The sequence below is a fragment of the Pseudomonas flexibilis genome, from assembly GCF_000802425.1.
In the GTDB taxonomy this organism is placed as follows: domain Bacteria; phylum Pseudomonadota; class Gammaproteobacteria; order Pseudomonadales; family Pseudomonadaceae; genus Serpens; species Serpens flexibilis.
Genome location: NZ_JRUD01000022.1, coordinates 1 through 26,357, shown reverse-complemented (window position 1 = coordinate 26,357; position 26,357 = coordinate 1). Strand labels below are relative to the sequence as shown.

General features: G+C 60.0%; 23 protein-coding genes. All 23 read right to left on the bottom strand.

The window, feature by feature from the left end; all coding sequences use genetic code 11:
• Positions 1-677: sigma-54-dependent transcriptional regulator (locus tag SF06_RS14160; protein WP_039562201.1), on the bottom strand; the 677-nt coding region annotated here is incomplete at its 3' end.
• Between the two features lie 263 nt (positions 678-940).
• Entirely contained in the window at positions 941-1,333 is a 393-nt protein-coding gene (gene fliS / locus SF06_RS14155) for a flagellar export chaperone FliS (protein WP_027589412.1), read from the bottom strand.
• Positions 1,334-1,643: 310 nt separating this feature from the next.
• Entirely contained in the window at positions 1,644-1,940 is a 297-nt protein-coding gene (gene fliT / locus SF06_RS14150; protein ID WP_027589413.1) for a flagellar protein FliT, read from the bottom strand.
• A gap of 48 nt (positions 1,941-1,988) precedes the next feature.
• On the bottom strand, positions 1,989-3,386 hold the full coding sequence (gene fliD, locus SF06_RS14145; RefSeq protein WP_039562199.1) for a flagellar filament capping protein FliD: 1,398 nt from the start codon (positions 3,384-3,386) through the stop codon (positions 1,989-1,991).
• Between the two features lie 108 nt (positions 3,387-3,494).
• Positions 3,495-3,836 (bottom strand): flagellar protein FlaG, encoded by a 342-nt coding sequence (locus tag SF06_RS14140; RefSeq protein ID WP_039562198.1) that lies wholly within the window; start codon positions 3,834-3,836, stop codon positions 3,495-3,497.
• 63 nt (positions 3,837-3,899) lie between these two features.
• Positions 3,900-5,327: a flagellin gene (locus tag SF06_RS14135; RefSeq protein ID WP_039562197.1), complete on the bottom strand. Its 1,428-nt coding sequence runs from the start codon at positions 5,325-5,327 to the stop codon at positions 3,900-3,902.
• 368 nt (positions 5,328-5,695) lie between these two features.
• Entirely contained in the window at positions 5,696-9,232 is a 3,537-nt protein-coding gene (locus tag SF06_RS14130; RefSeq protein ID WP_039562196.1) for a glycosyltransferase, read from the bottom strand.
• Positions 9,233-9,268: 36 nt separating this feature from the next.
• Complete coding sequence (locus SF06_RS14125; protein WP_039562209.1) at positions 9,269-9,973, bottom strand: WbqC family protein; 705 nt, start codon at positions 9,971-9,973, stop codon at positions 9,269-9,271.
• An 11-nt stretch (positions 9,974-9,984) separates the two neighbouring features.
• Entirely contained in the window at positions 9,985-11,190 is a 1,206-nt protein-coding gene (locus SF06_RS14120; protein ID WP_052199831.1) for a DegT/DnrJ/EryC1/StrS family aminotransferase, read from the bottom strand.
• The gene (locus SF06_RS14115) at positions 11,177-12,382 is read right to left on the bottom strand and encodes a DegT/DnrJ/EryC1/StrS family aminotransferase (RefSeq protein ID WP_039562195.1); all 1,206 of its coding nucleotides are present in this window, start codon (positions 12,380-12,382) and stop codon (positions 11,177-11,179) included. The genes SF06_RS14120 and SF06_RS14115 overlap by 14 nt, the downstream gene beginning before the upstream one ends.
• 8 nt (positions 12,383-12,390) lie before the next feature.
• Positions 12,391-13,077 (bottom strand): class I SAM-dependent methyltransferase, encoded by a 687-nt coding sequence (locus SF06_RS14110; protein ID WP_039562193.1) that lies wholly within the window; start codon positions 13,075-13,077, stop codon positions 12,391-12,393.
• Positions 13,078-13,245: 168 nt separating this feature from the next.
• Entirely contained in the window at positions 13,246-14,268 is a 1,023-nt protein-coding gene (locus SF06_RS14105) for a methyltransferase domain-containing protein (protein ID WP_052199830.1), read from the bottom strand.
• A 150-nt stretch (positions 14,269-14,418) separates the two neighbouring features.
• On the bottom strand, positions 14,419-15,987 hold the full coding sequence (locus SF06_RS14100) for a flagellar hook-associated protein 3 (protein ID WP_039562192.1): 1,569 nt from the start codon (positions 15,985-15,987) through the stop codon (positions 14,419-14,421).
• A gap of 15 nt (positions 15,988-16,002) precedes the next feature.
• The gene (flgK, locus tag SF06_RS14095; protein WP_039562189.1) at positions 16,003-18,063 is read right to left on the bottom strand and encodes a flagellar hook-associated protein FlgK; all 2,061 of its coding nucleotides are present in this window, start codon (positions 18,061-18,063) and stop codon (positions 16,003-16,005) included.
• 11 nt (positions 18,064-18,074) lie between these two features.
• Complete coding sequence (flgJ, locus tag SF06_RS14090; protein WP_039562188.1) at positions 18,075-19,172, bottom strand: flagellar assembly peptidoglycan hydrolase FlgJ; 1,098 nt, start codon at positions 19,170-19,172, stop codon at positions 18,075-18,077.
• Between the two features lie 10 nt (positions 19,173-19,182).
• Positions 19,183-20,283: a flagellar basal body P-ring protein FlgI gene (locus tag SF06_RS14085; RefSeq protein WP_139326766.1), complete on the bottom strand. Its 1,101-nt coding sequence runs from the start codon at positions 20,281-20,283 to the stop codon at positions 19,183-19,185.
• Between the two features lie 197 nt (positions 20,284-20,480).
• On the bottom strand, positions 20,481-21,170 hold the full coding sequence (gene flgH, locus SF06_RS14080) for a flagellar basal body L-ring protein FlgH (RefSeq protein ID WP_027589436.1): 690 nt from the start codon (positions 21,168-21,170) through the stop codon (positions 20,481-20,483).
• 37 nt (positions 21,171-21,207) lie between these two features.
• A complete protein-coding gene (gene flgG, locus SF06_RS14075) occupies positions 21,208-21,993 on the bottom strand; it encodes a flagellar basal-body rod protein FlgG (protein WP_027589437.1) in 786 nt (261 codons plus the stop codon).
• A 42-nt stretch (positions 21,994-22,035) separates the two neighbouring features.
• Positions 22,036-22,773 carry a flagellar basal body rod protein FlgF gene (locus SF06_RS14070; protein WP_027589438.1) on the bottom strand — a complete coding sequence of 246 codons (738 nt, stop codon included), beginning with the start codon at positions 22,771-22,773 and terminating at the stop codon, positions 22,036-22,038.
• Positions 22,774-23,052: 279 nt separating this feature from the next.
• On the bottom strand, positions 23,053-24,348 hold the full coding sequence (flgE, locus tag SF06_RS14065; RefSeq protein WP_039562187.1) for a flagellar hook protein FlgE: 1,296 nt from the start codon (positions 24,346-24,348) through the stop codon (positions 23,053-23,055).
• 24 nt (positions 24,349-24,372) lie between these two features.
• Positions 24,373-25,050, bottom strand: coding sequence for a flagellar hook assembly protein FlgD (locus tag SF06_RS14060; RefSeq protein WP_027589440.1), 678 nt, complete (start codon positions 25,048-25,050; stop codon positions 24,373-24,375).
• 11 nt (positions 25,051-25,061) lie between these two features.
• The gene (flgC, locus tag SF06_RS14055; protein ID WP_027589441.1) at positions 25,062-25,505 is read right to left on the bottom strand and encodes a flagellar basal body rod protein FlgC; all 444 of its coding nucleotides are present in this window, start codon (positions 25,503-25,505) and stop codon (positions 25,062-25,064) included.
• 3 nt (positions 25,506-25,508) lie between these two features.
• Complete coding sequence (flgB, locus tag SF06_RS14050) at positions 25,509-25,910, bottom strand: flagellar basal body rod protein FlgB (protein ID WP_039562185.1); 402 nt, start codon at positions 25,908-25,910, stop codon at positions 25,509-25,511.
• Positions 25,911-26,357: the final 447 nt, after the last annotated feature.

The window sequence follows — 26,357 nt, the reverse complement described above, 5'->3', positions numbered from 1 at the left end:
CCGGTGAACGCGCCCTTCTCGTGGCCGAACAGCTCGCTCTCCAGCAATTCGGCCGGAATGGCCCCGCAATTGACTGGCACGAACGGCGCGCCGCGGCGCTTGGAGTGATAGTGCAGGTTGCGGGCCACCACCTCCTTGCCGGTTCCGGATTCGCCGAGAATCAACACGCTGGCTTCGGTGTCGGCGACCTGATGCATCATCTGCCGCACGTTCTGAATCGCGCGACTGGTGCCGACCAGGCTGCGGAACAGGTTCGGCTCGCGCTGCCGGCCCCGATCGCGGGCCTCATCGTATATTTCGCGATAGACCTGCGCCCGGTGCAGCGTGTCATTGAGACGGTTGTAGCTGACCGGATCGTCCAGCACGCTCAGTACGCGGCGGCGTTGCTCTTCAGGCCACTGCGCCATGTCGGCGGGCTCTTCCAGCAACACCAGTGGCAGCAGTTCGTCCAGGGCGTGCAGCTGCTTGATCTGCTCCAGGACGCCGCCACGGGCGTCCACCTGTCCCAGCAGAACGCAGAGAATTTCCTTGGCAGCGATCGCTGCGCCCATGTGCTCCCGACAATCCGCCGAGCCGCACGCCAGAAGATCTTCACCCAGGAAGCCCAGAATGACCGCCAGGTCTCGGCGACGCTCGGCACGGTCATCGATCAACAGGATTTTGGTTTCACGCCACATGTCTGACTTCTGGCCTGGATTCTTTTTTTACACGTTCCGACCCCTAGGGGCCGATGGCAGGATGGCGGCCATTTAAAGTCAAAAGACTGTCTCAAGTCAATTTCCTGACTAGCAAAAATGACTTTTGTCTAACGGCCCTGTCACAGATCAAAAAATGCCAGAAATATGACTGATGGAAATGTGATGACATTAACACTTCTAATGTCAATTGGCGCCAGGAATACCTGCCAAAAAGAAAACCCCGCCGTAGCGGGGTTTGCAAATCACTTGGTCAGTTGCGAAGCGATGCCATCCCAGCCCGCCTTCAGTTCACGCATCAGCCCCGCCACTTCTTCGAGGATACGGACATCGTTCTTGCGGTTGGCTTCGATCAACCGCCGCGCCATATAGTCGTACAAGCGGTCATAGTTGGCCGCCAGCTCGCCGCCGGCTTCCAGGTTCAGCCCCTCGCGCAGACCGCCAATGATGTCGATGGCCTTGCCGATCAGCATGCCTTTCATCTCGGTCTGGCCACGCGACATGGCGCCCTGGGCCTGGGCGATGCGGTCCAGCGCGCCGGCCTGCAGCATCTGGATCAAGCGGTGCGGGCTGGCCTCGGACACCTGCGCATGGGCGTTGACCTGCTGGTACTGCTGAAGGGCGGAACGGGAATACATGCGCAACTCCTGAACGGTCGGACTACGCCTAGGGTATCGGCCCACTATCGGCAAGCTTTAGAGGAAGAGGATGAAAGGCGGATGGGACCCAATGGCAAAGGCGCCCATACGACCGGCGCAGGCTCTCGTCGAACCGCCTTTCGCCCTAAAAACTTTGGCCGAGATTGACAGACCCCTATTACACGGCAGCGGCGAGCGCGTACCGGCGGAACCGATAGGAAATCGCTGCGCGAGCTCCTACCCTACGGAGTGCAGGTGCGGCGGCATCCAAACGCTCGCCGCTGAAGGGCCTCCTACCGGTGCCAGGCAGTCACTCTGCGTCCTGATACGCCCGGGCGCCGGCGCTGGCCTGGCGCAGCTGGCGCAGCTCTGAGCCCACCTGCTGCTTTTCGGCCTCGCACGCCTCCAGCACCTCACGGTACAGCGCCAATAGCTCGCCGAGACGCTCAAGCACCTCAGGGTCACCCTTGCCGCCCTGCGCCATCACGTCATCAACGACCTGACGGCACAGCGAATCGAGCTCGCCGATCGCCTCCCAATCCTGGCGCTCCAGCGCTTCGCGCAGGGCACGCTGGGTGGATTCCAGTTTCTCGATGGCTTCTTGCATGAACTCGTTTCCTTGATACGCCCCTGGGGCGGATGGCGCTGCCGCCGGTCAGTCGTCGCTGCCTTTCTTGTTCAGCGCGTTCAGGGTGGCCAGCACGCTCTGACTGGTGGCATTCAGTCGCGCGACCAGGCTGTCCATGGCGTTGAACTTCTTGAACAGGGAGGTCGTCAGGGTTTCAATGCGCAGGTCCAGCTTGGTCTGGTCAGTAGCCAGGGCATCCTTGGCATCGGTCAGGCTTTTCTCGCGCGAGGCCAGCAAGCCGTCCTTGCCGGCGTACACCGAGGTAATGTCGCCGATGCGATTGAACAACCCTTTCTCCCCGGTGAAGAATGCCTTGATACCTTCCGGATTGGAGGCCACGGTTTTCTTCAACTGGTCTTTGTCGAGCGCGAGGGTACCGTCGCGGTTTGTCTTGACGCCCAACTGAGCAAGTACCTTCAGCTCGCCCGCACCCTCTACCGGATTGGAAAGCGCGCTGCGCAACTGCGACATCATCGAGCGCAGCGTCGAGTCCGCCACCAGCGCACCCGCCTGGGTCGTGGCGTTGCCATTGGCGTCAGTGGTCTGAGTGACCTTGGTCAGACCATTGGTGACAGTCAGCAGCGTGTTGTAGGCCATCACGAAGGATTCGACCGACCCTGCGATGCCATCAGCATTGGCTGCCACCGACAGGGTCGTGGTGCCCGCCTCTTCCAGCTTGATGCTCAGACCACTGAGGTTGGTGACCGTGTTGGTCTTGCTGGACATCTCAAGACCGTCGATCTTGAACGTGGCATCAGCAGCCGGAGTGATGTAGCCAGCGCTCCCGGGAACAGCACCATCAAGCGCGTCCGTTCCGACAATGTTCAACGCAGACAGATCGTTCTCGCCCACCACAGAGATGTCGGTACCTGCGCCGGTCGTTTCGGAGGCCAGCACCAGACGCGATCCGCCATTGCCATCGCTGATAATGTTCGCCGAGATACCCGCCCCGCTCAGCTGATCGTTAATGGCGTTGCGGACATCCGTCAGGCTGGCGCCGTCGTCAATGCTGACACTGTAATCGTTGCTGCCCACGCTGACGGTCAGCTTGCCACCAGTGGCGTAAGTGGTGGAAGCCTGGGTTGCCGAGGCGACTTTCGACGCGGTCGCCAACTGGGTCACTTCCAACTTGTACGAACCGGCCACCGCTCCGGCACCCATGGTGACCTTGGCCACATCGGTCTTCGAGGAGCTTGCCTTGTAGCCATCGAAGGCCGTGGCACTCGACTTAAGCCCCGCCAGCGCAGCCTCGAACGTCTCCACCGCGCTCTTCAGCATTCCAACTGCCGAAAGCTGCGTATCGGTGCGCGCTTTCTGAAGGTCGATCTGGGTCTGCTTCGGCGCCTTTTCCGCATTGGCCAGCGCCTTCACCAGATCATTGATATTCAGACCTGAACCCAGACCGGTAATCGTGCTGACCGCCATGCTGTCACCCTCTTTGTTTTCCTAGCGCCTGGCCTGCCACAAGGCATTCTCGAACCAGACTGCCGCTATTCATGGGGGCGGATTCGTCCCCACGCACCTGTATAAGAATCAAACCTGGCGGCTGAAGAGAATGCCGCCAGCGTCTTGCAACCGCTTGGCGAGTTCCAGCGCTTCCTCTGAAGGCAACTGGCGGATCACTTCGCCACTGTGCCGAGCGATCACCTTGACTACGGTGCGCCCGGTGTCTTCGTCGATGGAGAACTGCAGGCCACGCTGCGTTTCATCAACGAACTCCTGAATTCGTTTGATCGCCTCCACTACGCGCTCGCGTTCGGACTCGATCGGATATTGCCGCTTTTCTTCCCGGACGCTCTTGCCGGCCTGTTCGGCCTCACTCGCCTGGGATATGTGCGCCGTATAGAAGGCGTTGATATTCAGTCCAACGTCCATCAGCCTATTTCTCCATCAAAAGAGAGGGCGCACAAGGCGCCCCCTCTCCTAGCGCAGGGGGATTTAGCCCAGCAGCTTCAGCACGGCGGACGGCAGCTGGTTAGCCTGAGCCAGGATCGCGGTGGATGCCTGTTGCAGGGTCTGCTGCTTGGTCAGCTCGGCGGTTTCGTTGGCGAAGTCAACGTCCTGGATGCGGCCGCGAGAAGCAGTGGAGTTCTCGGCGATCGCGGTCAGGTTGTTGATGGTGCTGTCCAGACGGTTCTGCACGGCACCCAGGTCAGCGCGCTGGGAGTCGATGCGAGCGATAGCCTTGTCCAGGACGAACAGAGCTTGCTGAGCCGAATCAGCGCTGCGGATGTCGGAATCCTTGACGGTCGACAGGGTGGACGAAACCGGAGTGGCGCCAAACAGGGTGGCGGCAGAGCCGGTGCCGCTGATGGAGAACGCCTTGGAGGAGTCGACATTGACTTCGCCGCGGATGATCTGGGTGTCGGCCAGAGCGGTAGCAGCGGTCTTGGTGTCGTCGCCAGCCTGAACGGAAACCTGGATACCGCCTGCGGAGAAGGCAACGCCCGATGCCGCACCGATTTCGAAGTTCTCGCCGGCCTCGTTGATGACGGTGATTTCCTTGCCGTCGTAGGCCACGGTCACGTTCAGCTTGCTGGCGTTGTCGCGCAGTTGCTCGAACAGCTGCTGCTCGCTGGTGGCACCCAGGATCTCGATGGACTCTTCGCCCACGGTCAGCTTGAAGTTACCCACGGAGCCGGAGCTCAGTGCATCGCCATCCAGGGTGACAACGGTACGAGCGGAAACAGTCAGGCCGCCGATGGCACCGTCCAGAGCCTGGGCGATACTCTTGGCCGAGCCGCTGGCGTCATAGGACACGGTCACAGCCTGGCCGCCGCCAACGATGGTGGCAGTACCGGATGCCAGGGGGGTGGTGCCCACGGCGCCGCCGCTGGCCGAACCGACCTGGTTGGAACCGATCTTGTTGGCGGCAACGCTGTCCATGCTGATGTTGATGGTTTCGTAAGCGTTGGCGCCGACCTGGAAGGCGGCGGTGCCGAAGGAGCCGTCCAGCAGGTTGCGGCTACCGAAGGTGGTGGTTTCGGCGATACGGTTCAGTTCAGCGGTCAGGGCGCTGTACTCGGACTGCATCGAAGCACGGTCTTCGTCGCCGTAGGAACCGTTGGCCGACTGCAGGGCCAGCTCGCGCATGCGCTGCAGGATGCTGGTGGATTCGCCCATGGCCGCTTCAGCGGTCTGCGCGATGGAGATACCGTCGTTGGCGTTCTTGACGGCAACGTTCAGGCCGTTGATCTGGCTGGTCAGACGGTTGGCGATCTGCAGGCCAGCGGCATCGTCCTTGGCGCTGTTGATGCGCAGGCCGCTGGACAGGCGCTGCATGGAAGTGGACAGGTTGTCCGAGGCACGGTTCAGGTTCTTCTGAGTGCTCAGAGAGGCGATGTTGGTATTAACAGAGAGAGCCATTTATGGAGTCCTCATGGGTTGGGCTTAGAGGTTCCCACGCCCCGGGCTTGCGCCTGTTGTGGCCTGGAGAACTGTCACAAGGGTTATCGTCGGTTCTCTCGGATGCTTTAGGGCTGGCTGTGTTTTTTTAGCCATCACGGAGCTATTACTTGCTTTGGCGCACGTTTTTCGACAGCCAAACGGGTGATATCAGCCGAAGCGCTCCAAGCGCGGCACACTTCCCTTGGGACGAGTCCACTCACGAGCGCCTGGGCGTGATCTGCATGAAAGCCAAGCGCTCGCGGCCAAAGCCCCTCCCACGAAGCCAGCGCCCGCGCTGAACCGGTAGGAGCGACTTCAGCCGCGAGCTTTTAAGTGCCTTGCAGGACTCAGGGCAACCAGGCGTTGCGCCACTGCTCCAGGTTTTCCCCTTCCAGCATCCAGTCCCTGCAAACAGCGGCCCGAAGTTCATCCCCCATCTTCGCCGTGGCATCCAGGTCGGCCAGATGCATGCGAATGGCATCCACCCAGTCCTTGAAGCGGTTGCGCACCCGCGTCACCGGCAAGTCACCCTGGTAGCAGACCAGATCGGAGCACACCACCGGGAAACCGCAGGCACCGTATTCGAGCAAGCGCAGATTGCTCTTGCATTCGTTGAACAGGTTCTGCTCCACCGGTGCGATAGCCAGGTCCAGGTTCAGGCGCGCAAGGGCCGCCGGGTACTGCTCGATGTCGATCCCCGGATGGAACTCATGGACGTATGGACGCAACCTTTCCGGACACATGCCGAAGAACACCCACTCAACCTCATTGGCCAACTCCCTGACCACGTCGGCAATCATCTCCAGGTCACCAGTGTGGCTGGAACCGCCAGCCCAACCCACACGCGGCTTGCTCGATACCCGACGCTCACTGCTCAGACCATGCCACCAGCCTGGATTCAGGGTGTTCCTGACGACCCGAATGTCACCATGCATCCCGGCAAAAGCCTCGGCCAACGGCTCGGTCGACACCACAAAGCGATCCACTAGCGACAAGCCACGGCGAAGCGATTTGATAATGTCCTTCGGCATCTTGGCCCGATGAACACTTTTCAGCGGCAGGTTGGGCAGATAGTCGTCGAGCTCAAAGACCTTGAACGCCCGGGAGAACTTCTTCGTCCGAGCGATAATTTCCAACTGGACATCGGTCACCTGACGCTGCAGGACAATCGCGTCCGGGCTGTAGCGTTCCAACTCCGGAACATTCAACAGCCTGCCCAGCAGCGTGCCATCGATGAGACCCGCCTCCTTGGCTGCATTGAACGGCTGTATGACCCGGTACTGACCACATCCGGTCACGTCTGCCATATGGGCCAGCACAATCGGCAGCGGCCGCCAGCTCAACGGCCTCCAGGTCAGATTGGCATCGGTTTCGATTTCAAAGCCATTGCCGCCGAGCGACAGGTTGGGGTTGTACGCAGGATCGCGGGCGATCTGAGGCAACCACTTCTCATACATGGCGTCCTGCTCGGCCATGAAGCGCTGGCGTTTGGCCTCGGCCTTGGCGGGATCGACAAGGTTCTGACTGACATTGCCCACATGCATGACAACCGAATGCGGTGTCCACACAATCAGGTAGCCGGCCTCTCGCACCTTCAGGCACAGGTCCACGTCGTTGTAGGAAACCTTGAACGACTCATCCAGGCCGCCCACCTGGTCATAGACCGATTTACGAATCAGCAAACAGGCCGCCGTCACGGCACTCAGGTTCTGGTCTACCTGCATGCGCTGCATGTAGCCGGCATCATCACCCTCACGCCCGATGAAAGGATGATCGGCCGGTCCCCGCAGACCCAGAATCACACCGGCATGCTGGATTTTCCCGTTGGGGTAAAGCAACTTGGCGCCGACGATGCCAACTTCCGGACGCTGCCCATGATTCATCAGCGCATCCAGCCAATCCTCACGGAGGATGGCGGTATCGTTGTTGAGGAGCACGAGGTACTCCCCGCGCGCCTCACGCGCCGCCATGTTATTGACAGCTGAATAATTGAAGGGGTGTGGGTAACGCAGTACGCGAACCTTGTCAGACTTCATTTTATCGACGCCATCAAGCCACTCCCGGGCTTCCGGCGTTTCGCTGTCGTTATCGACGATCAGCACTTCGAAGTTCGGATAGCGCGTCTTCTCCAGCAGGCTGGTGACGCAGCGCAGGAGCATTGGCAGCTGGTCCTTGGTCGGCACGATGATGGAAACCATCGGCTTTTCGTCATGGCCGTACACCAGGCGATAACGCCCGGGCAACTCGGCCAGAACTTTGCCGCCGGGATACCCGCGGCGTTGTAGGTGGCGCTCCAAGATGGCAACTTCGTCGTTCACGGTCACCAACATGCCGGCTTCGCCAATGAGCAATGGCTCATCTAGGTGGCCAATGATTCCCGGCCCCCTCTCCTCCAACAATCGAACAATGAAATCGAATTCATAGGCGTCGGAGTAGCTCGCATCGAACCCACCCAGCGCCTGCAGCGCTTCTGTCCGGAATAACCAGTGCCGTGCAGTCGCACTTGGCAGACTGAGGGTCAGGTCAAGATTGAAATCAGGCCGGAACAGCGCGCCAAGAACGCCATTGTCGCCTCGAGCCAGCTCGTCGGCGTAAACGGCATCGCAAGGCAAACCGCCAGAAAGTTCTACTGCCAGCATATGCAGGCCGCCTGGTGTGAACTCGACTCCGTTCTCCACCAGAATTACCCAATCCAGCGCGGCGGACTGGATGCACTCATTGAGCGTATCGACCGTTTGTTGAGCAGGCAGAACGTATCGAACATTCGCAGGCATCTGCGCAGAACACGGAGACTCCCCGAACACCGTAATCTCGCAGCGCAGGTTCCCGGGTGCCACAGCCAGACTTGCGAGGGTCCGCTGAAGTGCCTCCGTACTCTTTCCGGCACCAAGCACATACACACCCAGACGAACGACCGGCGCAGCAGCAAGCCGTTCGGCCACGAGAGGCTGCTGGTATTCCTGAACGGTTCTTTTCTTTACCCAACCCTCAACAGAAAACTGGACTTTCTCGCCGGCCACAGGTCGAGTACCCATGACCTTCTGCAAATCGAACGACTTCCATTGCACCTGCCCCATTGGCGAAGCGCGCACAATATCATTACCCTCACCGCGATAAAGCCCCATGGCCTTTATTTGTCGGGCGAATAGAACAACCGCTTTCTTCCACAGCTCCAGGATGTCGGACTGTTGCTGACGCTGCTCTTCATGCTGACGGAAGCAGGAAAGCGGTTCTACCAGATATGCGAAGTCCCCGTGCGTCAGAACGTTCACATACATGGCCAGATCATTGATTGCCCGAATCGTTTCCCCTTGCAGACAGCATACGTTCGGCTTCACATCCACCAGATGCTCTCGGCGGAACATAACCGTACTGGGCTCTCCAATGAAGTTCATTGGATAATCGGCCAGATAGCTGATCAAGTCGCGGCCGTTTACCAATCTGTCACCCGGAAAGGGACAACGCGTCGCCTGAATATCCGGAAGAGTCCTACCGGCCCCATCTATCAGTAGCCGCCGCGACGTGACCAGGCTGACAGAGGGATACTGCAAGAACACGCCAATCATCCGCTCGACGCAGGTCGGCATGAGAATATCGTCGTCATTCAGAAACTTGACGAATTGCCCTCTGGCCTCGGTAACACATTGGGTGTAGTTCATCAGGCCGCCCAGGCCCGGCTTATTCCGAATCACGCGAACGGGTTTCGGACTATAAGGCAGATAGCGACTTAGAATATCCTGGATATCCTGCGTAGGACAGTCATCACTGATCAGGATTTCGATGTTCTGATAGGTCTGAAGCAAGGCGCTTTGCAGGGCAGCCTCGAAATACCTTGGCTTGTAGGTAGGAACTACAATACTGACCAAAGGACTCTTGATTTCCATTTATAAACCTATTTCAAAAATTGAGTCCGGCCCGTATCAGGCGTAAATAATTTTCGAGTTACTCTCGATGGCGCGGACTACATCGATTGGAGAGTTCCACATCAGGACATCCAGAATGGAAAGTCCCGACTCATGCTGATACGGACCCGTTTCATAGGCGAAGGGGGAAAAATCCAAGAAAGCCAGGCGGGTATTGCCCGCAGTGAAATCGAGTGGGTCAAACAGCTCGCGTCCACCCATGGGGTTCAGATACACATCGGCCCCGAGCTGCTTGCTGATCGAAGGCGCCCACTCGCCGGCGCCCTCGATCCCCGACAGATCCAGGCCCATTCTGGAGCATACGGAATAATTAAATGGGAGCTCCAGATAGCGACAGACCTCTTGCAAGGCTCGAGTATTGAGATCAACCAACAGATCACTGCCCAGATCATGAAAAACCCTGTTCACCAGGGATACTACCTGATCATAGAACGGGGACTTTCGGCGATAGTGCGACAGCTTGCCCAGCAGCGACTTCTGGACCCCCGCTAAATCCAGCACCTGAGCTTGGCATGTGGTTATGGAAATCGATGAATTGGCAAGCGGGACATTAATGTACGTCCAGCCTTTGTCAGGATGCAGGACTCTGTTACGCGACATCCATGACTTCGGCGTGTACTGGGTTACGTCAAAAACTACCCATCTATCCGTTTGAGCAATTAGCGCAAAGTGGCCCAGATACGGAAAGAAATAGGGCTGCATGATTCCGAGCCTCACGCCGCCTCCCTCAACTTCCTACGGATGCTCTCGGCACAGGCTCCGGCCATACGGATCGCTGCTGCTATTCGTCCGGCTCCCTCTGCATCGACCATCTGACCGATTGGCAGCTGGAGAACGCGCTCGCAGAGATACTCGGTCACCGGTAGACGCGCGGATGCATCAGGGAACTGATCGGCGTAAGGAACGAAGCGATGCAATCCTGGGTAGAAGTAACGTCGCGCCACGACATTCTCCGCCGATAACACTTGCTGCAGTTCATTGCGATTCAGCCCGAACGCCCGCTCGTCGATTTCGCAGACAACGTACTGATAGTTGGTCTTGCTGACGGACGCAGGTGTCAGCAGCCGCACCCCCTGAATACCCTCCAGCCCCTGGCGATAGGCGTGGAACATGGCTTCGTTGCGCGCCAGGATTGAATCGAAGGACTCGAGACTGAGAAGCGCCACAGCAGCTTGTGCCTCGGACATCCGCCCGTTCGAGGTACGCAAGACCTGGCGAGCCGGACCAGCACCGTAGCTGCTGCGGATATTTCGCAACCGCGCGGCCAGTTCATCATCGTTGGTGCAGATGCAACCGCCTTCTGCTGCACTCAGGACCTTCGTCGCGTGAAACGAGAAGACTTCAAGATCCCCTGCTCCGCCCAGCGGCTTACCGTCCAGCTCACAGCCGAAACCATGAGCAGAGTCGTAGTACAGCCGGACAGCGTACTTCCGCGCCAGCTCGGCCAGTCGATCCTGCCTACAGGCGTCCCCCCAAAGATTGACCGCCAGGATCGCGCTGACCTCAGCCCCATGCTCTTCCAGAAGGCGTTCAACGCATTCCGGATCGAGCTGATGGGTGATTGGATCAACATCGCAGAACAGCGGCTCCGACCCCGTCCAACTCAGGGATTGCGCTGTTGCGATAAAGGTATAGGCCGGCACTATGACCTTGCCACGTAAACCAAGGGCGTCGGCGGCCATCATCAGCCCGATCGTCGCATTGACGACACAGATGACATGACGCACCTGCAGACGCTCCTGAAGCCTTTGCTCCAACTCCTGCGTCAAGGGTCCCTGATTGGTGTAGTACTGTCTCTGGAAAATGCCACGCATTGCCGCCTCGTACTTTTCCCACTCGGGGAAGTAGAGCTGGCCAACGGGCACAGGCTTTTCAAAAAGGGGGGTTCCGCCCAGCACGGCAAGTTCAGGGCAACTCACGATCCAACCTCCCGCGCAGGTCCGTGGCATTTTCTTGCACGAAGCGCAAAAGCAGAGAAATTCGGTTTATGTCGTCTTCGGACACAAGGTGCCCGCAGGGCAGCAACATGAAACGTTCGGCAAGCGACTCGGTTACCGGCAAGGTACCGGAAATCGTTTCGTATTCGGTTCTTTTCCTATGGAGCGGAGGGGCGTAGTAGGCCCTGGCCAGAATGTTCTCGGCATTCAACAGTTTCAGGGTCTGCTCACGAGAAAGCGGCCAGTCGTCCAGAAGCTCAACCAGAATAATCTTGTAACCTGATTGTTCGGCCTCATCGAACTCGACAAGGCGAATGCCGGATATTTCCTTTAGCCCTACCTGATAGCTTCTATACCGTGCTCGATTGTCACCAACCAGCACCTCCAGCTCATCCAGCGCCGCCAGCGCCATCGCCGCGTGGACTTCATTAAGCTTGGCATTGAGGCCCAGCTCTTCGACATTGTCCTGACCGCTGAAACCGAACCCCCGCATGAGCATCAGTCTGTTCGCCAACTCAGGATCATTGGTAGTTACATAACCACCTTCGAACCCATTGAGCAGCTTGCTGGCGTGCATGGAAAAGCATTCGGCGATTCCGAAGGAACCGACCTTCCGCCCATCCAGATACTCGTAGACTGACTCAACCGCATCGAACATTAGCGGAACACCGGTTTCCGCCGAGAGGGCCTCAAGCCCGGATGCATCGCAGCAATTAACAATCGGATGCACCGCCATGATGAGGGCAGTCTTATCATTCAGATGCGGACGCACGGTTTCCGGGCTCAGAGCCATGCTCTGGGCGTCTACGTCGCAAAAATGAGGTGTCAAACCAGCCCAGGCGGCAACATCGGCCATGCGTCGATAAGTCAACGAGGGCATGACGATTTCGGTGCGCCCCGGCAAGGCAAGGCAGCGGATGGTCAAAACCAGCGCCCAGAAGCCGCTGCAGAAGGACACACAGTGCCGAGTCCCGTGGAACTCGGCAAGTCGGCGCTCCAGTTCCTGCACCAGAGGACCTCGATTGGTGAACTGCCGGGCCTCGTAGAACACCTTCGAGTACTCGAGGAACTTCTCTATGTCAGGCCTGTACAGACTCGAGGTCGATCTTGGCCGCTCGAACAACGGCTTGCCGCCAAGGACCGCAAAATCAGCACTGCTCAGCTTGCCAATCATCTATCCACCTAAACCCTGCGCGTCAGAACCACATCGTAGCGGTAATGAGCTGCGTAATATTCTTTCGGCATTCTCTGGAATTCGGCGACCCAGCCACAATCCTCGGCCATTGAGCGGAACTCTGCCTCGCTTCGCCAGATGCCAATCTTGGAGCCGTAATCTTTTAACTCGTGCCCATGATCAAGCCCGTCAGTATAAAACTGTTGGTGCCGATCCAGATCCGGAAGATTTCCGATAAAAACACGTTCAACTCGCTTGAATTTTCCGTGCAAAGTGCTCAGCACCAACCGCGCGACCTGCTCCGGGAAATAAGAAAAGCTTCCGTAACAAAGGGCCTTGGTAAATCTCTCGGGGCTCTTCTCTGACACAATGTAGTCACCTACATCAGCCAGCTGGAAACAACGATGGGGAGCTGCCTCAAAAAAATGCTTGGCGCGCTCAATCAAAACTTCGGAGAAATCCACCCCGTAGAATTCATCACAGTCATCAAAAAAATAATGGGACAACGCGCCGTTACCGCAAGCGAGATCCAGAAGCTTATCGCCACGCTGAAGAATAAGACCGGACTTGACCCGTGCCACAATCATGTCGATCTGTTCTTGAGAAACCGGCTGACCATTAACAGTGCGCTTCACTTGCGCCCAGAAATCATCTTGCGCAACCGTTTTAGGGTGCTCTTTAAAATCGGACTCCATTGGTCACCTTTATGTCATTTAACGAAGCCGTCTTATAACCGGCCAGCTGGAAAATTGATCAGCCACCTACCGTGCGTCAACTATCTGACGAGCCATACAAGGTCAATCGACGTGCAATTACCCTGCCACCCACCCGGCGAATCGAAAGCATGCAGTGGCTGGAAATGTTCAGCCGGGCCGTCGGGCGATATAAAGGACGCTGGTCTTTTTCAAGCCCAGTTGCTCGAAGCAAACCTCACCAAAATAGTCGATTCCCAGTTGATCAAGCAGGAAGCCATTTTCTTCGATCTTGCGCACGTAATCATCGTGTGCATATAGCCGCACATGATCGTCCTGCCCATACAGTCTCCAGCGCTCGGCGGGGTCCGTGACGTTCGGGTCCTCCAGGGTCGTTTCAAGCCCCACGATGATGGGTGCCATGAGAATTCCGAATCCCCCTTTTCTGGTTACTCGCAGGAGCTCTTGGATCGCAGCATCATCACTGGCAACGTGCTCCAGCACATGGCTGCAAATGAAGAAATCAAACGACTCGCTTTCAAAGGGCAAGTTCTGCAAGTCAACTTGATAATCAACCCCTGCCATACCGAGATCCGCAGTCGCATACTTGAAGCCGCTGTTGCGCATAACACGGGAAAGGCACGCCTCGGGAGCGAAGTGAATGACGTTGTCGCCTGGTCGCAGCGCGCCATGTTGCATTTGTTGGTTTATCCAGTATGCGTACAGACGCTCCCTGTCCGAGGCACCGCAAGCGCTGCAGCTGTAGGTTTCATGCGCCGTCATCTCGCCCTTGCCGAAATGCTCGAAACCGTGACTCCTGGCAATCTGACGATAGGCTGCCGGGATTGGCTTGAAATGAATACCCTGGCTGTTGCAAACGGGACACACACAGGAAACAGAACTTGGCTGCAGTGGAACTGCCACACCACCAGCATTCATCTCTTCAATGATGGCCAGCAGATTATTCGAAACCCGATGCTGCGCCTCTCCCTGTAGGGATAAGGCGTTGCGAAAATAATGCATGGCCTTGGGAACATTACCCAGCCGGTAGTGCACAACCGCCATGTCATTGGCCAGTTCGGCAAAAGGCCCTACGAGTCGTTCAAGCTGTTCCAACAAGCTCAACGCATCAGCATATCTACCCTGCGAAAAAAGCGCCTCGGCTGTCTGCCGGGCCTTCTGGATACTTTCCATCACTTCACCTGAAATTTCATGATCATGTCTGCCAGGCAGCGACCTGGAGTAACTAACTGGCCAGATATCTCGCAAACACACATCTACCGCATAAAAAAAGCGGCGCGAAATCCATAGGAAGTCGCGCCGCTCATGACTTCACCCAAACGCTTACATCCGATCAAACAGACTCAACTGACTCACCCGCATAAATGCGGCCTGAGCGGCCTCCAGCTTGGTCTGCTGCAGAACCAGCCGGGAAGTTGCCTCGGCGATATCGGTGTCGCGAATCAGCGATTGGGTCGATGCGTTGTAAACACTCAGACTCTCGTTCTCCAGGGTCAGGGTGTCGATGCTGTTTAGGCGAGCACCAATGTGCGCCTGGGTGCTTTCGATCTGCATCATCCCACTGTCGATGTTGCCCAGCGCGGTGGCGATGGCTTCACGGATGCGCAGGTTGCCGCCTTCAATCCCATCGGCCGGTTGTTCCAGGGCCTGGCGCAACTGGGCGATGGTGTTGAGGATGTTCTGGTTTTCCTGCGAGTCGGCCGAGATTGTGAACTGATCACCTGCGACCGGAGCGCCACTGAAGCTGAACTCGACGCCGGCCACAGTCAGTGTGTTGCTGACGCCATCAAACGTGCTCGGAATGGCTACGTTACCCGGCTGCGCGAAGGCCTGATAGGCAGCGCCGTCGTAGGTCAACGTCACGCCGCCCGCCGGAAAACCGGCCGCATAGGCGTCTGCGTCAACGACCGTTGAGTCCGTGATCTGCGCCGAAGCGCTGCTGCCCACAGTCGCAAAACGGTCCGGCGCCATGCCGATCTCGAAACTGTGGCCGTCAAGCAAGGTGGCATAGTCGCTTTCCGATTCGCCGTCCTTCAGCATGGCGTCCAGGGTGAATTCGACGCCCAGGAAGCTGATCTTGGGATTTTCAAGCGTCGGATCGTAGGTCCCCACGCCGCCATCCTGGGCCGGTACAAGAACGTTGTTCTTGTCGTAAACCTCGTAACTGATGTTGCCGGTAGCAGCATCACCACTGATTTCCAGGCGGTACGGCGCACCGGCGCGGAAACCACCATCGAAATCCCGCTGAGTGGCGACGGTGCCCTGGGACAGGTAAAGACGCTGGCCGTTCGGGCCGGCGGTATCAAGCCGGGTCTCGGTGCGACTGACGTTCTTCGCACTCTCGAACGCATCAAAGCCGTTGTCGCTGATACTGATCTGTGTGCCGGTAGCCACCTGCAGATACTGCTGGCTGTGATCGCCCTGATAGCTGTAGGTGCCGTCTGCGTTGCGTACGTAGGGCTGGATACCGCTCTGACTGCCGCTGAACCAGTACTCTCCGCTGGCGTTCTTGCTGTTCATCAACCCAAATAGCTCGTTCTCGATCTGCTTGAGTTCGGCGGCGATGGCCTGGCGGTTGTGATCGTTGTACGCACCGTTGCCCGCATGCCCAGCCAGATCACGGGCGCGCTGCGCCACGTTGATCATCGATTTGAGAATGCTTTCTTCCTGGGTCAAGGAATTGGTGGCATCGGTCATGTTGGCCTTGTACTGGCCCAACAGGTTGGCCTGCTGTTCCAGCTGCAACAGGCGTGCCGAACCCACCGGGTCGTCAGCCGGAGTCTGGATGCGTACACCGGTCGTCAGCTGCTGATGGGTCTTGCTCAACTCCGCGTAGCCCTTGTTGTAGCTGGACACGTGGGAGTTGAAGACCTGATTCGTCGACAGTCGCATGGTCGTCTACCTGCCTTAGAGCGCGCTGAGCAGCGTGTTGAAGGTTTCCTGGGCCGCCTTGATGATCTGCGAGGAGGCGGTGTAGTACTGCTGGAACTTGATCAGGTTGGCCGCCTCTTCATCCAGGTTGACGCCGGACAGCGACTCGCGCGTGGCGCTGGCCTGGGTCAGGATCGCCTCGGTGGCGCCGTTGTCAGCCTTGGCTTGGGCGGTCTTGGCGCCCACTTGCTGAACCAGCGATCCGTATGCAGTAGTGAAGCTGGTGCCCTTGCCGCCGGTAACGCCAACGGTCTGCGCGTTCTGCAGGTCCTGCAGCTTCAGGGCGTTGCGGTTGTCCGACTGACCGTCGCGGTTGAAGGCGATGGTGAAGCTGTCACCCTTGGCCGGCGAACCGCTGGCGCTGGTGGTGAATTCGACGGACTGGCCATTAGGTGCTGTCAGGCTGAATGACAGCTCCCTGGACTGGCCGGGCACAAAGCTGCCCGTTACAGCCGGCGGCGTAATGATTGCGCCATTGGCGTCGAGCGCGTTGCCCTTGACGTCATAGAGCGTATAGGACTGCACGCCAGTCGCTGGGTCCACATCACCAAACACCAGCTTGACCGGCATGGCCTCCTTTACCGCAGCCTGCTGGGCGGCGAAGTCCGGCGAATAGATATCCAGATGGGTGCTCAGCTCCGGCTGAGTGATCGCGCCAGTGCCGTAGTTACCAGTGGAAGCGGTGCCGTTCAGCGGCGCGGCAAAGCCCAGGCGCTTGTGCTCGGTGAGCGTCACATCGATATCGCCGGCGGCATGGCGGGTGGGGATTAGCGTGAAGCGATCGCCATCCGCGTAAGTGCCATTGAACGCCAGGGTGATGCCATCAAAAGCCGGCGGAGGCGTGGAAGCCATATCCCAGGTGGTAGCTGGCGGCTCGGGCAGAATTTCCTGGCCATCAGAACGCAACACGCGGAACTCGCTGCCATTGGTGAGTTCGATTTCGTAGTCGTAGGTCGTCAGCTGACTACTGTCGCTGATGGTGACCTCGAAGTTCCCCGAGCCGGCGCTGTTGCCGGCCTGGGCAATACTCCGCTGCCCCAGCAGTGCCGGATCGTTGATATTGCCGAACAGCGTGGCGCCGAAATTGCCATTCAGGTCCAGGCCCTGGGCCAGCTGCTGGTTGACGCGGTCGGCCACCACCAGAGACAGGCGACCCAGCTCGTTCATGGCCGGGTCCAGGACTTCGCTGCGGTAGCGCAGCAAACCACCGATGGAACCGCCCGTGAGCACGTTGCTGACGTCCATGCGCGAGGTGGGTGTCTGGAAGATCAGTGCAGTGCGCGACGGGTCATCCTGGCTGGGCTCGGCCACCAGCCGGTTGGCGGTATTGCCGATCACCAGGGGCTGGCCATTACCGAGGAACAGGGCGTACTGGCCGTCCTGGTCGACGGTCTTCACGCCCACCAGCTCGTTGAGTTCACGCACCGCCTGCTCCCGGGCATCGAGCAGGTCATTCGGGCTGCCTCCGTTGGCGCCGGCGGTGCGAATCGCCAGGTTCAACTCGGCGACGGTCTTGGCCAGGTCGTTGACCTTGTTGGCCATGGTGCCCAGTTGCTGATTGAGGTAGCCGGACTGATCCTTGAGCTGGGTCTGTACCGAGTTGAAACGGTCGCTCAGCGATTGCGCCGAGCTCAGGAACAGCTTGCGCGAGGCCTCGTCGGACGGCTTGCTGGCCACGTTCTGCAGCGCGTCGAAGAAACCGGTTAGCACGGTATTCACGCCCGTGCCGCTGTCGGCCAGCAGCGAGTTGACCTGATTGATGCTCTCCAGGTACGCCTTGGTGTCACCGTTCAGGGAAGTGGCGCTCTGCAGCTGCGTATCAATGAAGCCACTGTAGATGCGACGCACGTCCTGCAGGGTGGTGCCGCTGCCAATGAAGCCGGCCGGGCCGATGTACTGGCCACCCGCGGATTTCTGCATGACTTGCTGACGGGAATATCCAGCGGTATCCGCGTTGGTGATGTTGTGGCCAACAGTGTTCAGCTGGGCCTGGCTGGCCTGCAGCCCGGATACACCAATGGAAAGCAAACCTGCCATGTTTCAGTTCCCTAACTGTTCTTGTTCGACCCGGCGGCGGCGACCATCTGATAGGTCTGCAACTGGCGGGCGATCTGGTTGACCTTGCTGGCGTACTGCGGGTCGGTGGCGTAACCGGCCTTCTGCAGTTCGCTCATGAACCTGTCCGGGTTATCGGCGGACTTGAGGGCTTCTTGATAGCGGCCGTTGCCCTGCAGGAAGTCCACGTAGTCCTCGAAGCTCTGGGCGAAGGAGTCGTAGGCGCGGAAACGCGCGCTCTCTTTCACCGGCTGGCCGTTGTAGTACTCGGTGGTCAGCGTTTCGGCGCTGGCACCCTGCCAGCCGCCGTGGGCCTTGATGCCGAACAGGTTATGACTGCTGCCGTTGTCGCCCTGGATGATCGAGGCGCCCCAGCCGGTTTCCAGGGCGGCCTGGGCGACCAGGTAGCGCGGATCGACGCCCAGGCGGCGGGCGGCGTTCTCGGCCATCGGCAGCAGGGCCGCGGCAAATTGTTCAGGGCTCTCGAAGCGCCCCGGCAATACATTGCCGCTCGACGGGTGCCAGCCCAGATCCACCAGCGGCTTGCCATCCTGCGCGGCGTCGATGGGCGCGGCGGACACGTTTGGCGGGTTGTCGCGGCGGGCACTGACCGTCACCGGCAGATGGGTCAGGCGTCGGGCACGCAGGGCGGCGCGGTCGTCGCGCACGGCTTCGACCTCTGTCGCAGCAGCCGCATCCAGTGGGGTCGCAACCTGGCCCAGCACCGCCTGATCCGGCGTGGCGAACGGATTGGGCCGATGGCTACCCTTGCGCTCGGTCATCTGGCGCACCAATACATCGGCCAGGCCGATGCCGCCGCCCTCGCGGGACAGGGTCACTGCCAGCTGCTGATCGTGCATCTGCTGGTAGTGCTTGGTGGTTTCGGTGTTCAGGAAGCTGTCGCCAGTCAGCGCCTGGTTGGCGCTGCGCATGGCCTTGAACATCTCGTTGACGAACAGCGACTCGAACTCCTGCGCGACCTTGCGCACGTTGGCTTCGCTGTCGCGATCCTTGCCGGTCTTCAGCTGGTTGAGGCGGTTGAGGTCGGTGTAGGCACCGCTGTCCCCAACCCCGGGCACTCGGGACTTCATGGCGCCTCCGTCAGATCACGATCAGCTCGGCCTGCAGCGCGCCGGCCTGCTTGAGGGCTTCGAGAATGGCCATCAGGTCGCTGGGCGCCGCGCCCACCTGGTTCACGGCACGAACGATCTCATCCAGCGTGGTGCCCGGAGCAAACTTGAACATGGGGTTGCGCTCCTGCTCGGCCTTGATGCGCGAGTTGGGCACCACCACGGTTTCGCCTTCGGAGAACGGCGCCGGCTGACTGATGATCGGGTCCTCGCTGATGCTGACCATCAGGCTGCCGTGGGTCACCGCCGCCGGCGCCACGCGCACGTTCTGGCCGATGACGATGGTGCCGGTGCGCGAGTTGATGATGACCTTGGCGGCGGCCTGGCCCAGATCGATCTCCAGGTTTTCCAGGACGGCGATGTAGTCGACGCGCTGGTTGGGATCCAGCGGTGCGCTGATGCGCACCGACGCGGCGTCGATGGCGTTGGCCACGCCCGGGCCGAGCAGATCGTTGACGCGGTCGACGATGTTCTTGGCGGTGGTGAAGTCCGGACGGTTGAGGTTCAGGGTCAGGCTGTTGCCTTGGCTGAACGCGGTCGGCACCGCACGCTCCACCGTAGCCCCTGAGGGGATGCGGCCGCTGGACGGCACGTTGACGGTGATCCGCGAGCCGTCGTTGCCGCTGGCATCGAAGCCGCCAACCACCAGGTTGCCCTGGGCGATGGCGTAGATGTTGCCGTCAATCCCCTTGAGCGGCGTGAGCAGCAGGCTGCCGCCACGCAGGCTCTTGGCGTTGCCGATGGACGACACGGTGATGTCGATGGTCTGGCCCGGCTTGGCGAACGGCGGCAGGTCGGCATGGATGGACACGGCGGCGACGTTCTTCAACTGCACGCTGCCGATGTTGGCCGGAACCTTGATACCGAACTGGGTCAGCATGTTGTTGAAGGTCTGCAGGGTGAACGGCGTCTGGGTGGTCTGGTCACCCGTGCCGTTCAGGCCCACCACCAGGCCGTAGCCGATCAGCTGGTTGCTGCGCACACCCTGGATGCTGGCGATGTCCTTGAGGCGCTCGGCCTGGGCCGTCAGGCTGGCCACCAGGCCAAGGGCGAGAAGCAGGTATTTGATCATTGAGCCGACTCCCGTCGGCGGCCAGGAAAACGCTGACCGCCCTACGTCCTGTTGCGTACCTTGTGACCACCCCCACGCCATGGAAAGGCATAGGGTGGACAACGTTTTTCTTGTCCACCAATCCCGGTGAACTCCGCGCGTACCGTTGGCGGCCAGGGAAAGCGCTGACAGCCCTACGCCGCGCCTACCCGCACTCATCAGAACGGCCACAGCGGGCTCATGAAGAAGCGGTCCAGCCAGCCGGGCTGGCTGGTGTTGGCAAAGGCGCCGGTACCGGAATAGGTGATGCGCGCATCCGCCACGCGGGTCGAGGGCACGGTGTTGTCGGTGCCGATGTCCTCGGAACGCACCAGGCCGGCAATACGCACCAGCTCCTCGCCAGTATTCAGGGTCATCCACTTCTCGCCACGCACCGCCAGGATGCCGTTAGGCAGCACCTCAGCCACGGTGACAGTGATCGAGCCCGTGAGACTGTTGCTCTGCCCGGCCTTGCTGCTGCCGCTGGTGTCGCGCTCGGCGTCGTACTCGGCGCCAAGCGTCATGCGACCTCCGGTGAACGGGTTGGTGGTGCTGACCGCACCACCGAACAACGAGGTCAGGCCGATGCTCGCGCTGCTGTCCTTCTGCAACTGGGAGTTGGCGCTCTTGCTGGCCTGGGTCTTCTCATTGAGGGTGATGGTGATGATATCGCCGACCCGGTAGGCCTTGCGGTCATCGAACAGGTTCATGCCGAAGCCCGGCTGGTAGATGGCCCCGTTGTTCTGCTCCACCGGGAGCGGCGTACGTGGCAGCACAGGCGCGTAGTACGGCTCATCGGGCTTGGGCGGCGGCGACATGCAACCACTCAGCAGGACCAGGAACATCAGGGACAGTAGCAGCCGGAACATGGATACGACCTCTGGAACTCGCTAACCGCGAGAAGCCTTACAGCTGCTGGGTCACGAAGCCCAGCATGGAGTCGGCGGTGGAAATCACCTTCGAGTTCATCTCGTAGGCGCGCTGGGTGGTAATCATGTTCACCAGCTCTTCCACGGTGCTGACGTTGGAGTTCTCCAGGGTTTCCTGCAGCACGCTGCCCAGGCCGTTCACGCCCGGCTGACCGACCTGCGGCGCGCCGCTGGCTGCGGTCTCCAGGAACAGGTTGCCACCCACCGCCTGCAGGCCGGCCGGGTTGATGAAGTCGGCGGTCTGGATATTGCCGATCACCTGCACTGCGGCGTCACCCGCAACGGTGATGGACACGGTGCCGTCCTCGCCAACGGTGAACGTCTGGGTTTCCGGCGGCACGACAATCGCCGGTTCCAGCGCATAGCCGCTGGCGGTCACCACCTGGCCTTCGGAGTTCAGGTGGAAGGTACCGTCGCGGGTGTAGGCCACGGTGCCGTCCGGGGTGAGGATCTGGAAGAAACCCCGACCGTTGATGGCCATGTCCAGGGGCTGGTCGGTGGTCTGCAGGCTGCCTGGGTTGAAGTTCTTCTGGGTGCCGACAATGCGCACACCGGTGCCCAGTTGCAGGCCGGAGGGCAGCTCGGTGTCCTGGGTGGTATTGGCGCCCGGCTGACGGCGAACCTGGTAGAGCAGGTCCTGGAACTCGGCACGGTCCTTCTTGAAACCGGTGGTCGAGACGTTGGCCAGGTTGTTGGAAATGGTGGTCAGGTTCATGTCCTGGGCGGACAGACCGGTCTTACTTACCCACAGGGCCGGAAGCATTGGAAATCTCCTTCATTCGGCGCCGCCTGGCGCCGTCTCGAATCAACTGATCTGCATGACCTTGGTCATCGCCGTGGCATCTTCCTCGGCGGTGCGCATCAACTTCACTTGCAGCTCGAACTGGCGGGACAGGGCCAGGATGGAGGTCATCTCGGCCACGGCATTCACGTTGCTGGTCTCCACGAAACCGGAAACCAGCTGGACATTGGCGTCGGCCTCAACGGGGCCGCCGGCGTGGTGGATCAGGCCGTCGAGGCCCTTTTCCAGGTTCGCGGGGTCCGGATTGACCAGCTTGATGCGGTCCACCACGGCCATCACATTCGGGTTCTCGCCCAGCGCGCGGACGCTGATGGTGCCGTCGCGGCCGATCTCGACCTTCTGCTCCGGCGGAATCACCACTGGGCCGGCATTGCCCATCACCGGCAAATCGTTGCCGGCGCGCAGGATGCCCACGGAGTCGATCTTCAGGCTGGCAGTGCGCACATAGGCTTCCTCGCCCAGCGGGGTCTGCACGGCGATCCAGCCGTCACCCTCGATGGCGATATCCAGCTCGCGACCGGTTTCCTGCAACGCTCCGGGAGTGAAATCGGTGGCGGGGCGCTCGGTCATGGCATAGGCGCGCGCCGGCAGGCTGTCGCCGAACACCGGCATGGAACGCGCCTGCTCGAAGTCGCGGCGAAAGCCGCTGGTGGAGATGTTGGCCAGATTGTTGGCGTGCAGGCGCTGAGCCAGAGTGTTCTGGCTGGCACCGGTCATCGCCACGTAAAGCATCTTGTCCACTTCAATCCTCCGGCAGGTTCTTGCCGCCCTTGCGGGCTTTGCCAGAGAAGGAGCAAGCATCGTGCCAGATGCGAAGTACCGCACATGACCTGTAGGAGGGGCCTTAGCCGCGACGTTTCTTTTTGGGGGCTGCAGCATCGTAGGGTGGATCGCACTTCACCGATCCACCGAGCGCGCCATGCCGGCGCGATGGTGGACAGGAATAGCGCTGTCCACCCTACATTGAGCCAAACAAAAAACGGGAGCCTGCTGGCTCCCGTTTCCTTATTCGCGCAACCATCAGGTCATGTTGATGGTGGTCTGCATGACGGTGGTCTGGGTGGTGACCGTCTTGGCGTTGGCCTGGTAGTTGCTCTGCGCCTTGATCAGCTGTACCAGCTGTGCGGTCAGGTCGACGTTGGATTCCTCCAGCGCGCCGGCCTGGATGGCACCGAAGGTGCCGGTCTTGGCCATGCCCTCGATCGGTATGCCCGAGGCATAGGTTTCCACCCAGGCGGTACCGCCGACCGGCTTCAGACCCTGCGGGTTGGAGAAGTTCACCAGCATCACCTGACCGATCAGCTTGGACTGGCCATTGGTAAAGGCGGCGAACATGTTGCCGGTTTCGTCGATGTTCAGGCCGGAGAGCTGGCCTGTAGCGTAACCATCCTGGTTCTGGCTGGTGACGGCGGAGACGGCGTTGTATTGAGTCATGTTGCTAAAGTCGACATGCACCCCGGTGGCACTGGCGACCGAGCCGTTGGACTGCCAGGCACCTGTGGCCGGATTCAGCTCAGCCGGCTCCCAAGCGGTAAGATCAATGCTGGTCGGGCTCGGCAGTGCCGTATCCAAGGTGCCGGCCGAGTTGAAGGTCAGAGTGGTGCTCATGGCACTAAAGTCGTTCGGAACTACCGGCACCGTAGGGTTCAGGCCATCGATCTGGGTCAACATTTCCCATTCATTGCCGCTGCGCTTAGCAAAGTACTGGGTCAGGGTATGGACGTTACCCAGCGAGTCATACACAGGCACCGAAGTAGACCAGTTGAAGGTATTCGGGTCCGCAGGATCGAAGGGATGCACCGCAGGATCGATCACCGAGGCGGTCGAGTCCAGATTGATGGTTTCGTTGATGATGCTGGTAGCCTTGGGCGAAACGTTGGACGTATCCACCCGCAGATCGGTCTTCTTGCCCTGCAGAATCTGCCCGCCGACACCCACTTCGTAGCCTTGCAGGCGGAAGCCGGAGCTGTTCTGGATGTAGCCATCCTTGTCGGTACCGAACTCACCGGCACGGGTGTACATCATCTGCCCCTGGGCGCTCAACGCGAAGAAGCCGTTGCCGTTGATGGCCAGGTCCAGGCTGTTGCCGGTGTGGTTGATATTGCCCTGGGTGAACTGCTGGGAGATGGCAGCGGTGCGCACACCGGAACCGGCGACCTTGCCGCCGGTGCCGAGGATGGAGGCCGAGTAGACGTCGGCGAATTCGGCGCGCGAACCCTTGAAGCCGGTGGTGGCGACGTTGGCGATGTTGTTGCCGGTAACCGCGAGATCCTTGTTGGCCGCGGCCAGACCGCTCAGGGCGACGTTGAACGACATGGTGAAACTCCTTTCAGAATCCGGTTATTGGCCAATGGTCAGGACGCTGGAGAGCGGCAAGCGCCCCATGCCTGCAAGGTTCAGGTACATTTCGCCGCCCGCCAGGGTAACGCTGTTGACGGTGGCCGGCAGGAAGGTGGACAGCGCGGTGGGCGTGCCGTCGATTTCGGCTTCCGCCACGAACTTGTAATTGCCGGAGGGCACTTTCTCACCCTGCTCGTTGACGCCATCCCAGATGAAGTCAACGGTACCGGCGCTCCAGTCGCCCATGGGCAGGGTTTTCACCAGGTTACCCTTGTCGTCGTAGACCTTGACCGTCAGGTTGCTGCCATTGGCCGGCATCATCACGTTGCCGGTCAGGCTGCTGCTGGTGTCGACCAGCGACTTGTCGGTCTCGACAATCACCGAGCGACCGACCAGGGAGGACGCCTGCAGCGCCTGGGACGACTGGTAGCTGCCCATGAAGGACTCCACCGTCGAGTTCAGGTTGTTCATGCTCTCCAGGCTGGAGAACTGCGCCAGCTGGGCGACGAACTGGGTGTTGTCCTGCGGATCCAGCGGGTTCTGGTTTTCCATCTGCGCGACCAGCAACTGCAGGAAGGAATCCTTGCCCAGGGCGCTGTCGCCGGTGGTGCTCGGCTTCTGCTTCAGCTGGTACTGGTCGAGAATGGATTGCGAGGTATTGGTATTAACGGTGCTCATGATCCTTCACCTTACTGACCGAGGGTCAGCACCTTCTGCAGCATGGTCTTGGCGGTATTCATCATTTCGGTGTTGGTCTGGAAGGCGCGGCTGGCGGAGATCATGTCAGCCATTTCCTCGACCACATTGACGTTCGGGTAGTAGACGTAGCCGTCCTTGTCCGCCGCCGGGTGGGTCGGCTCGTAGCGGGCCTGCAGTTCGGCCTGATCCTCGACGATGCCGGCGACGCGCACGCCGTAACCGGCGGCGTCCTGCTCGGCAAACAGCGACTGGCCGGCCGGATTGACCTGCTCCTGCAGCACGGTGGCAAACACCGGCTTGCGGGCGCGGTAGGTCTCTTCCAGGCTGGAGGACACGGTCTCGGCGTTGGCGATGTTGCTCGCCACGGTGTTCAGGCGGGTGCTCTGGGCGCTCATGCCGCTACCGGCGATGTTGAATACGTTGGTCAGCGACATGGCTTATTCCCCCTTGATGGCCGACATCAGGCCTTTGAACTTGCTGTTGAGGAAGGTGAAGCTAGCCTGGAAATCCACCGCGTTCTTGGTGTAGGCGGCCTGCTCGACCTGCGCGTCCACGGTGTTGCCATCGATGGACGGGTGATGCGGGGTGCGGTACTGCAGCGACTCGGCGCTGAACGACACGCCCTCGCCCTCGATATGCCGGGCGCTGGTGCGGTTCAGGTTGAAGGTGCCGTTCTTGTTGGTCTGGCTGGCCAGCACGCTGGAGAATTCCAGATCACGCGCCTTGTAGTGCGGCGTATCGGCGTTGGCGATGTTGTTCGCCAGCACCTCGGCCCGCTGCGCGCGGAAGTTCAGAGCTTTCTCGTGAATCCCCAGCGCCTTGTCGAAACTGATAGCCATGTGCACTTCCTCGAATCGTTTGCCGGGCGCCGTTGCCGGTCGCCTTGCCTGCCCAAAGGAAAGCAAGCACTGTGCCAGCCGACCAAACCCTTTGATTTCAGGCACTTAGAGCAATGACCCTGGACGAGAAACGCGGCAGGCGGCACCCGCTTGCCGCTCGACGGCAAAGGCGACTGCCAGGGCGAAGGCCAGCGCACCCATGGGAGCGAATTCATTCGCGAGCTCTTGGGGATTGCACGAAAGAACTCGCGGCCCAAGTCCGCTTGTATGTTTGTGCCTGTCGGGGATGAGGGACCAAGTTCGCATCTGACGCAAGTACAGACCGTGGGAGAGATCGTCCCGCCCCCACTCACCAAGGGCCGATAAGGAATCCATCAGGCTTGAGCCCCAACTCAAGACCTGTCTCTTAACCACCTCTGACGCTGCCGACGAACACTCATTGTTAGA

Excerpts from the sequence above, each read along its gene's own strand:
- SF06_RS14140 (WP_039562198.1), bottom strand. The coding sequence starts at position 3,836 with ATGGACGTTGGACTGAATATCAACGCCTTCTATACGGCGCACATATCC.
- fliS (WP_027589412.1), bottom strand. The coding sequence starts at position 1,333 with ATGTATTCCCGTTCCGCCCTTCAGCAGTACCAGCAGGTCAACGCCCAT.
- flgC (WP_027589441.1), bottom strand. The coding sequence starts at position 25,505 with ATGTCGCTGACCAACGTATTCAACATCGCCGGTAGCGGCATGAGCGCC.
- flgH (WP_027589436.1), bottom strand. The coding sequence starts at position 21,170 with ATGTTCCGGCTGCTACTGTCCCTGATGTTCCTGGTCCTGCTGAGTGGT.
- SF06_RS14060 (WP_027589440.1), bottom strand. The coding sequence starts at position 25,050 with ATGAGCACCGTTAATACCAATACCTCGCAATCCATTCTCGACCAGTAC.
- SF06_RS14135 (WP_039562197.1), bottom strand. The coding sequence starts at position 5,327 with ATGGCTCTCTCTGTTAATACCAACATCGCCTCTCTGAGCACTCAGAAG.
- SF06_RS14130 (WP_039562196.1), bottom strand. The coding sequence starts at position 9,232 with ATGGAAATCAAGAGTCCTTTGGTCAGTATTGTAGTTCCTACCTACAAG.
- flgG (WP_027589437.1), bottom strand. The coding sequence starts at position 21,993 with ATGCTTCCGGCCCTGTGGGTAAGTAAGACCGGTCTGTCCGCCCAGGAC.
- SF06_RS14110 (WP_039562193.1), bottom strand. The coding sequence starts at position 13,077 with ATGGAGTCCGATTTTAAAGAGCACCCTAAAACGGTTGCGCAAGATGAT.
- SF06_RS14085 (WP_139326766.1), bottom strand. The coding sequence starts at position 20,283 with ATGATCAAATACCTGCTTCTCGCCCTTGGCCTGGTGGCCAGCCTGACG.
- SF06_RS14115 (WP_039562195.1), bottom strand. The coding sequence starts at position 12,382 with ATGATTGGCAAGCTGAGCAGTGCTGATTTTGCGGTCCTTGGCGGCAAG.
- fliD (WP_039562199.1), bottom strand. The coding sequence starts at position 3,386 with ATGGCGGTCAGCACGATTACCGGTCTGGGTTCAGGTCTGAATATCAAT.
- fliT (WP_027589413.1), bottom strand. The coding sequence starts at position 1,940 with ATGCAAGAAGCCATCGAGAAACTGGAATCCACCCAGCGTGCCCTGCGC.
- flgK (WP_039562189.1), bottom strand. The coding sequence starts at position 18,063 with ATGGCAGGTTTGCTTTCCATTGGTGTATCCGGGCTGCAGGCCAGCCAG.
- flgJ (WP_039562188.1), bottom strand. The coding sequence starts at position 19,172 with ATGAAGTCCCGAGTGCCCGGGGTTGGGGACAGCGGTGCCTACACCGAC.
- flgB (WP_039562185.1), bottom strand. The coding sequence starts at position 25,910 with ATGGCTATCAGTTTCGACAAGGCGCTGGGGATTCACGAGAAAGCTCTG.
- SF06_RS14100 (WP_039562192.1), bottom strand. The coding sequence starts at position 15,987 with ATGCGACTGTCGACGAATCAGGTCTTCAACTCCCACGTGTCCAGCTAC.
- SF06_RS14125 (WP_039562209.1), bottom strand. The coding sequence starts at position 9,973 with ATGCAGCCCTATTTCTTTCCGTATCTGGGCCACTTTGCGCTAATTGCT.
- SF06_RS14105 (WP_052199830.1), bottom strand. The coding sequence starts at position 14,268 with ATGGAAAGTATCCAGAAGGCCCGGCAGACAGCCGAGGCGCTTTTTTCG.
- flgE (WP_039562187.1), bottom strand. The coding sequence starts at position 24,348 with ATGTCGTTCAACGTCGCCCTGAGCGGTCTGGCCGCGGCCAACAAGGAT.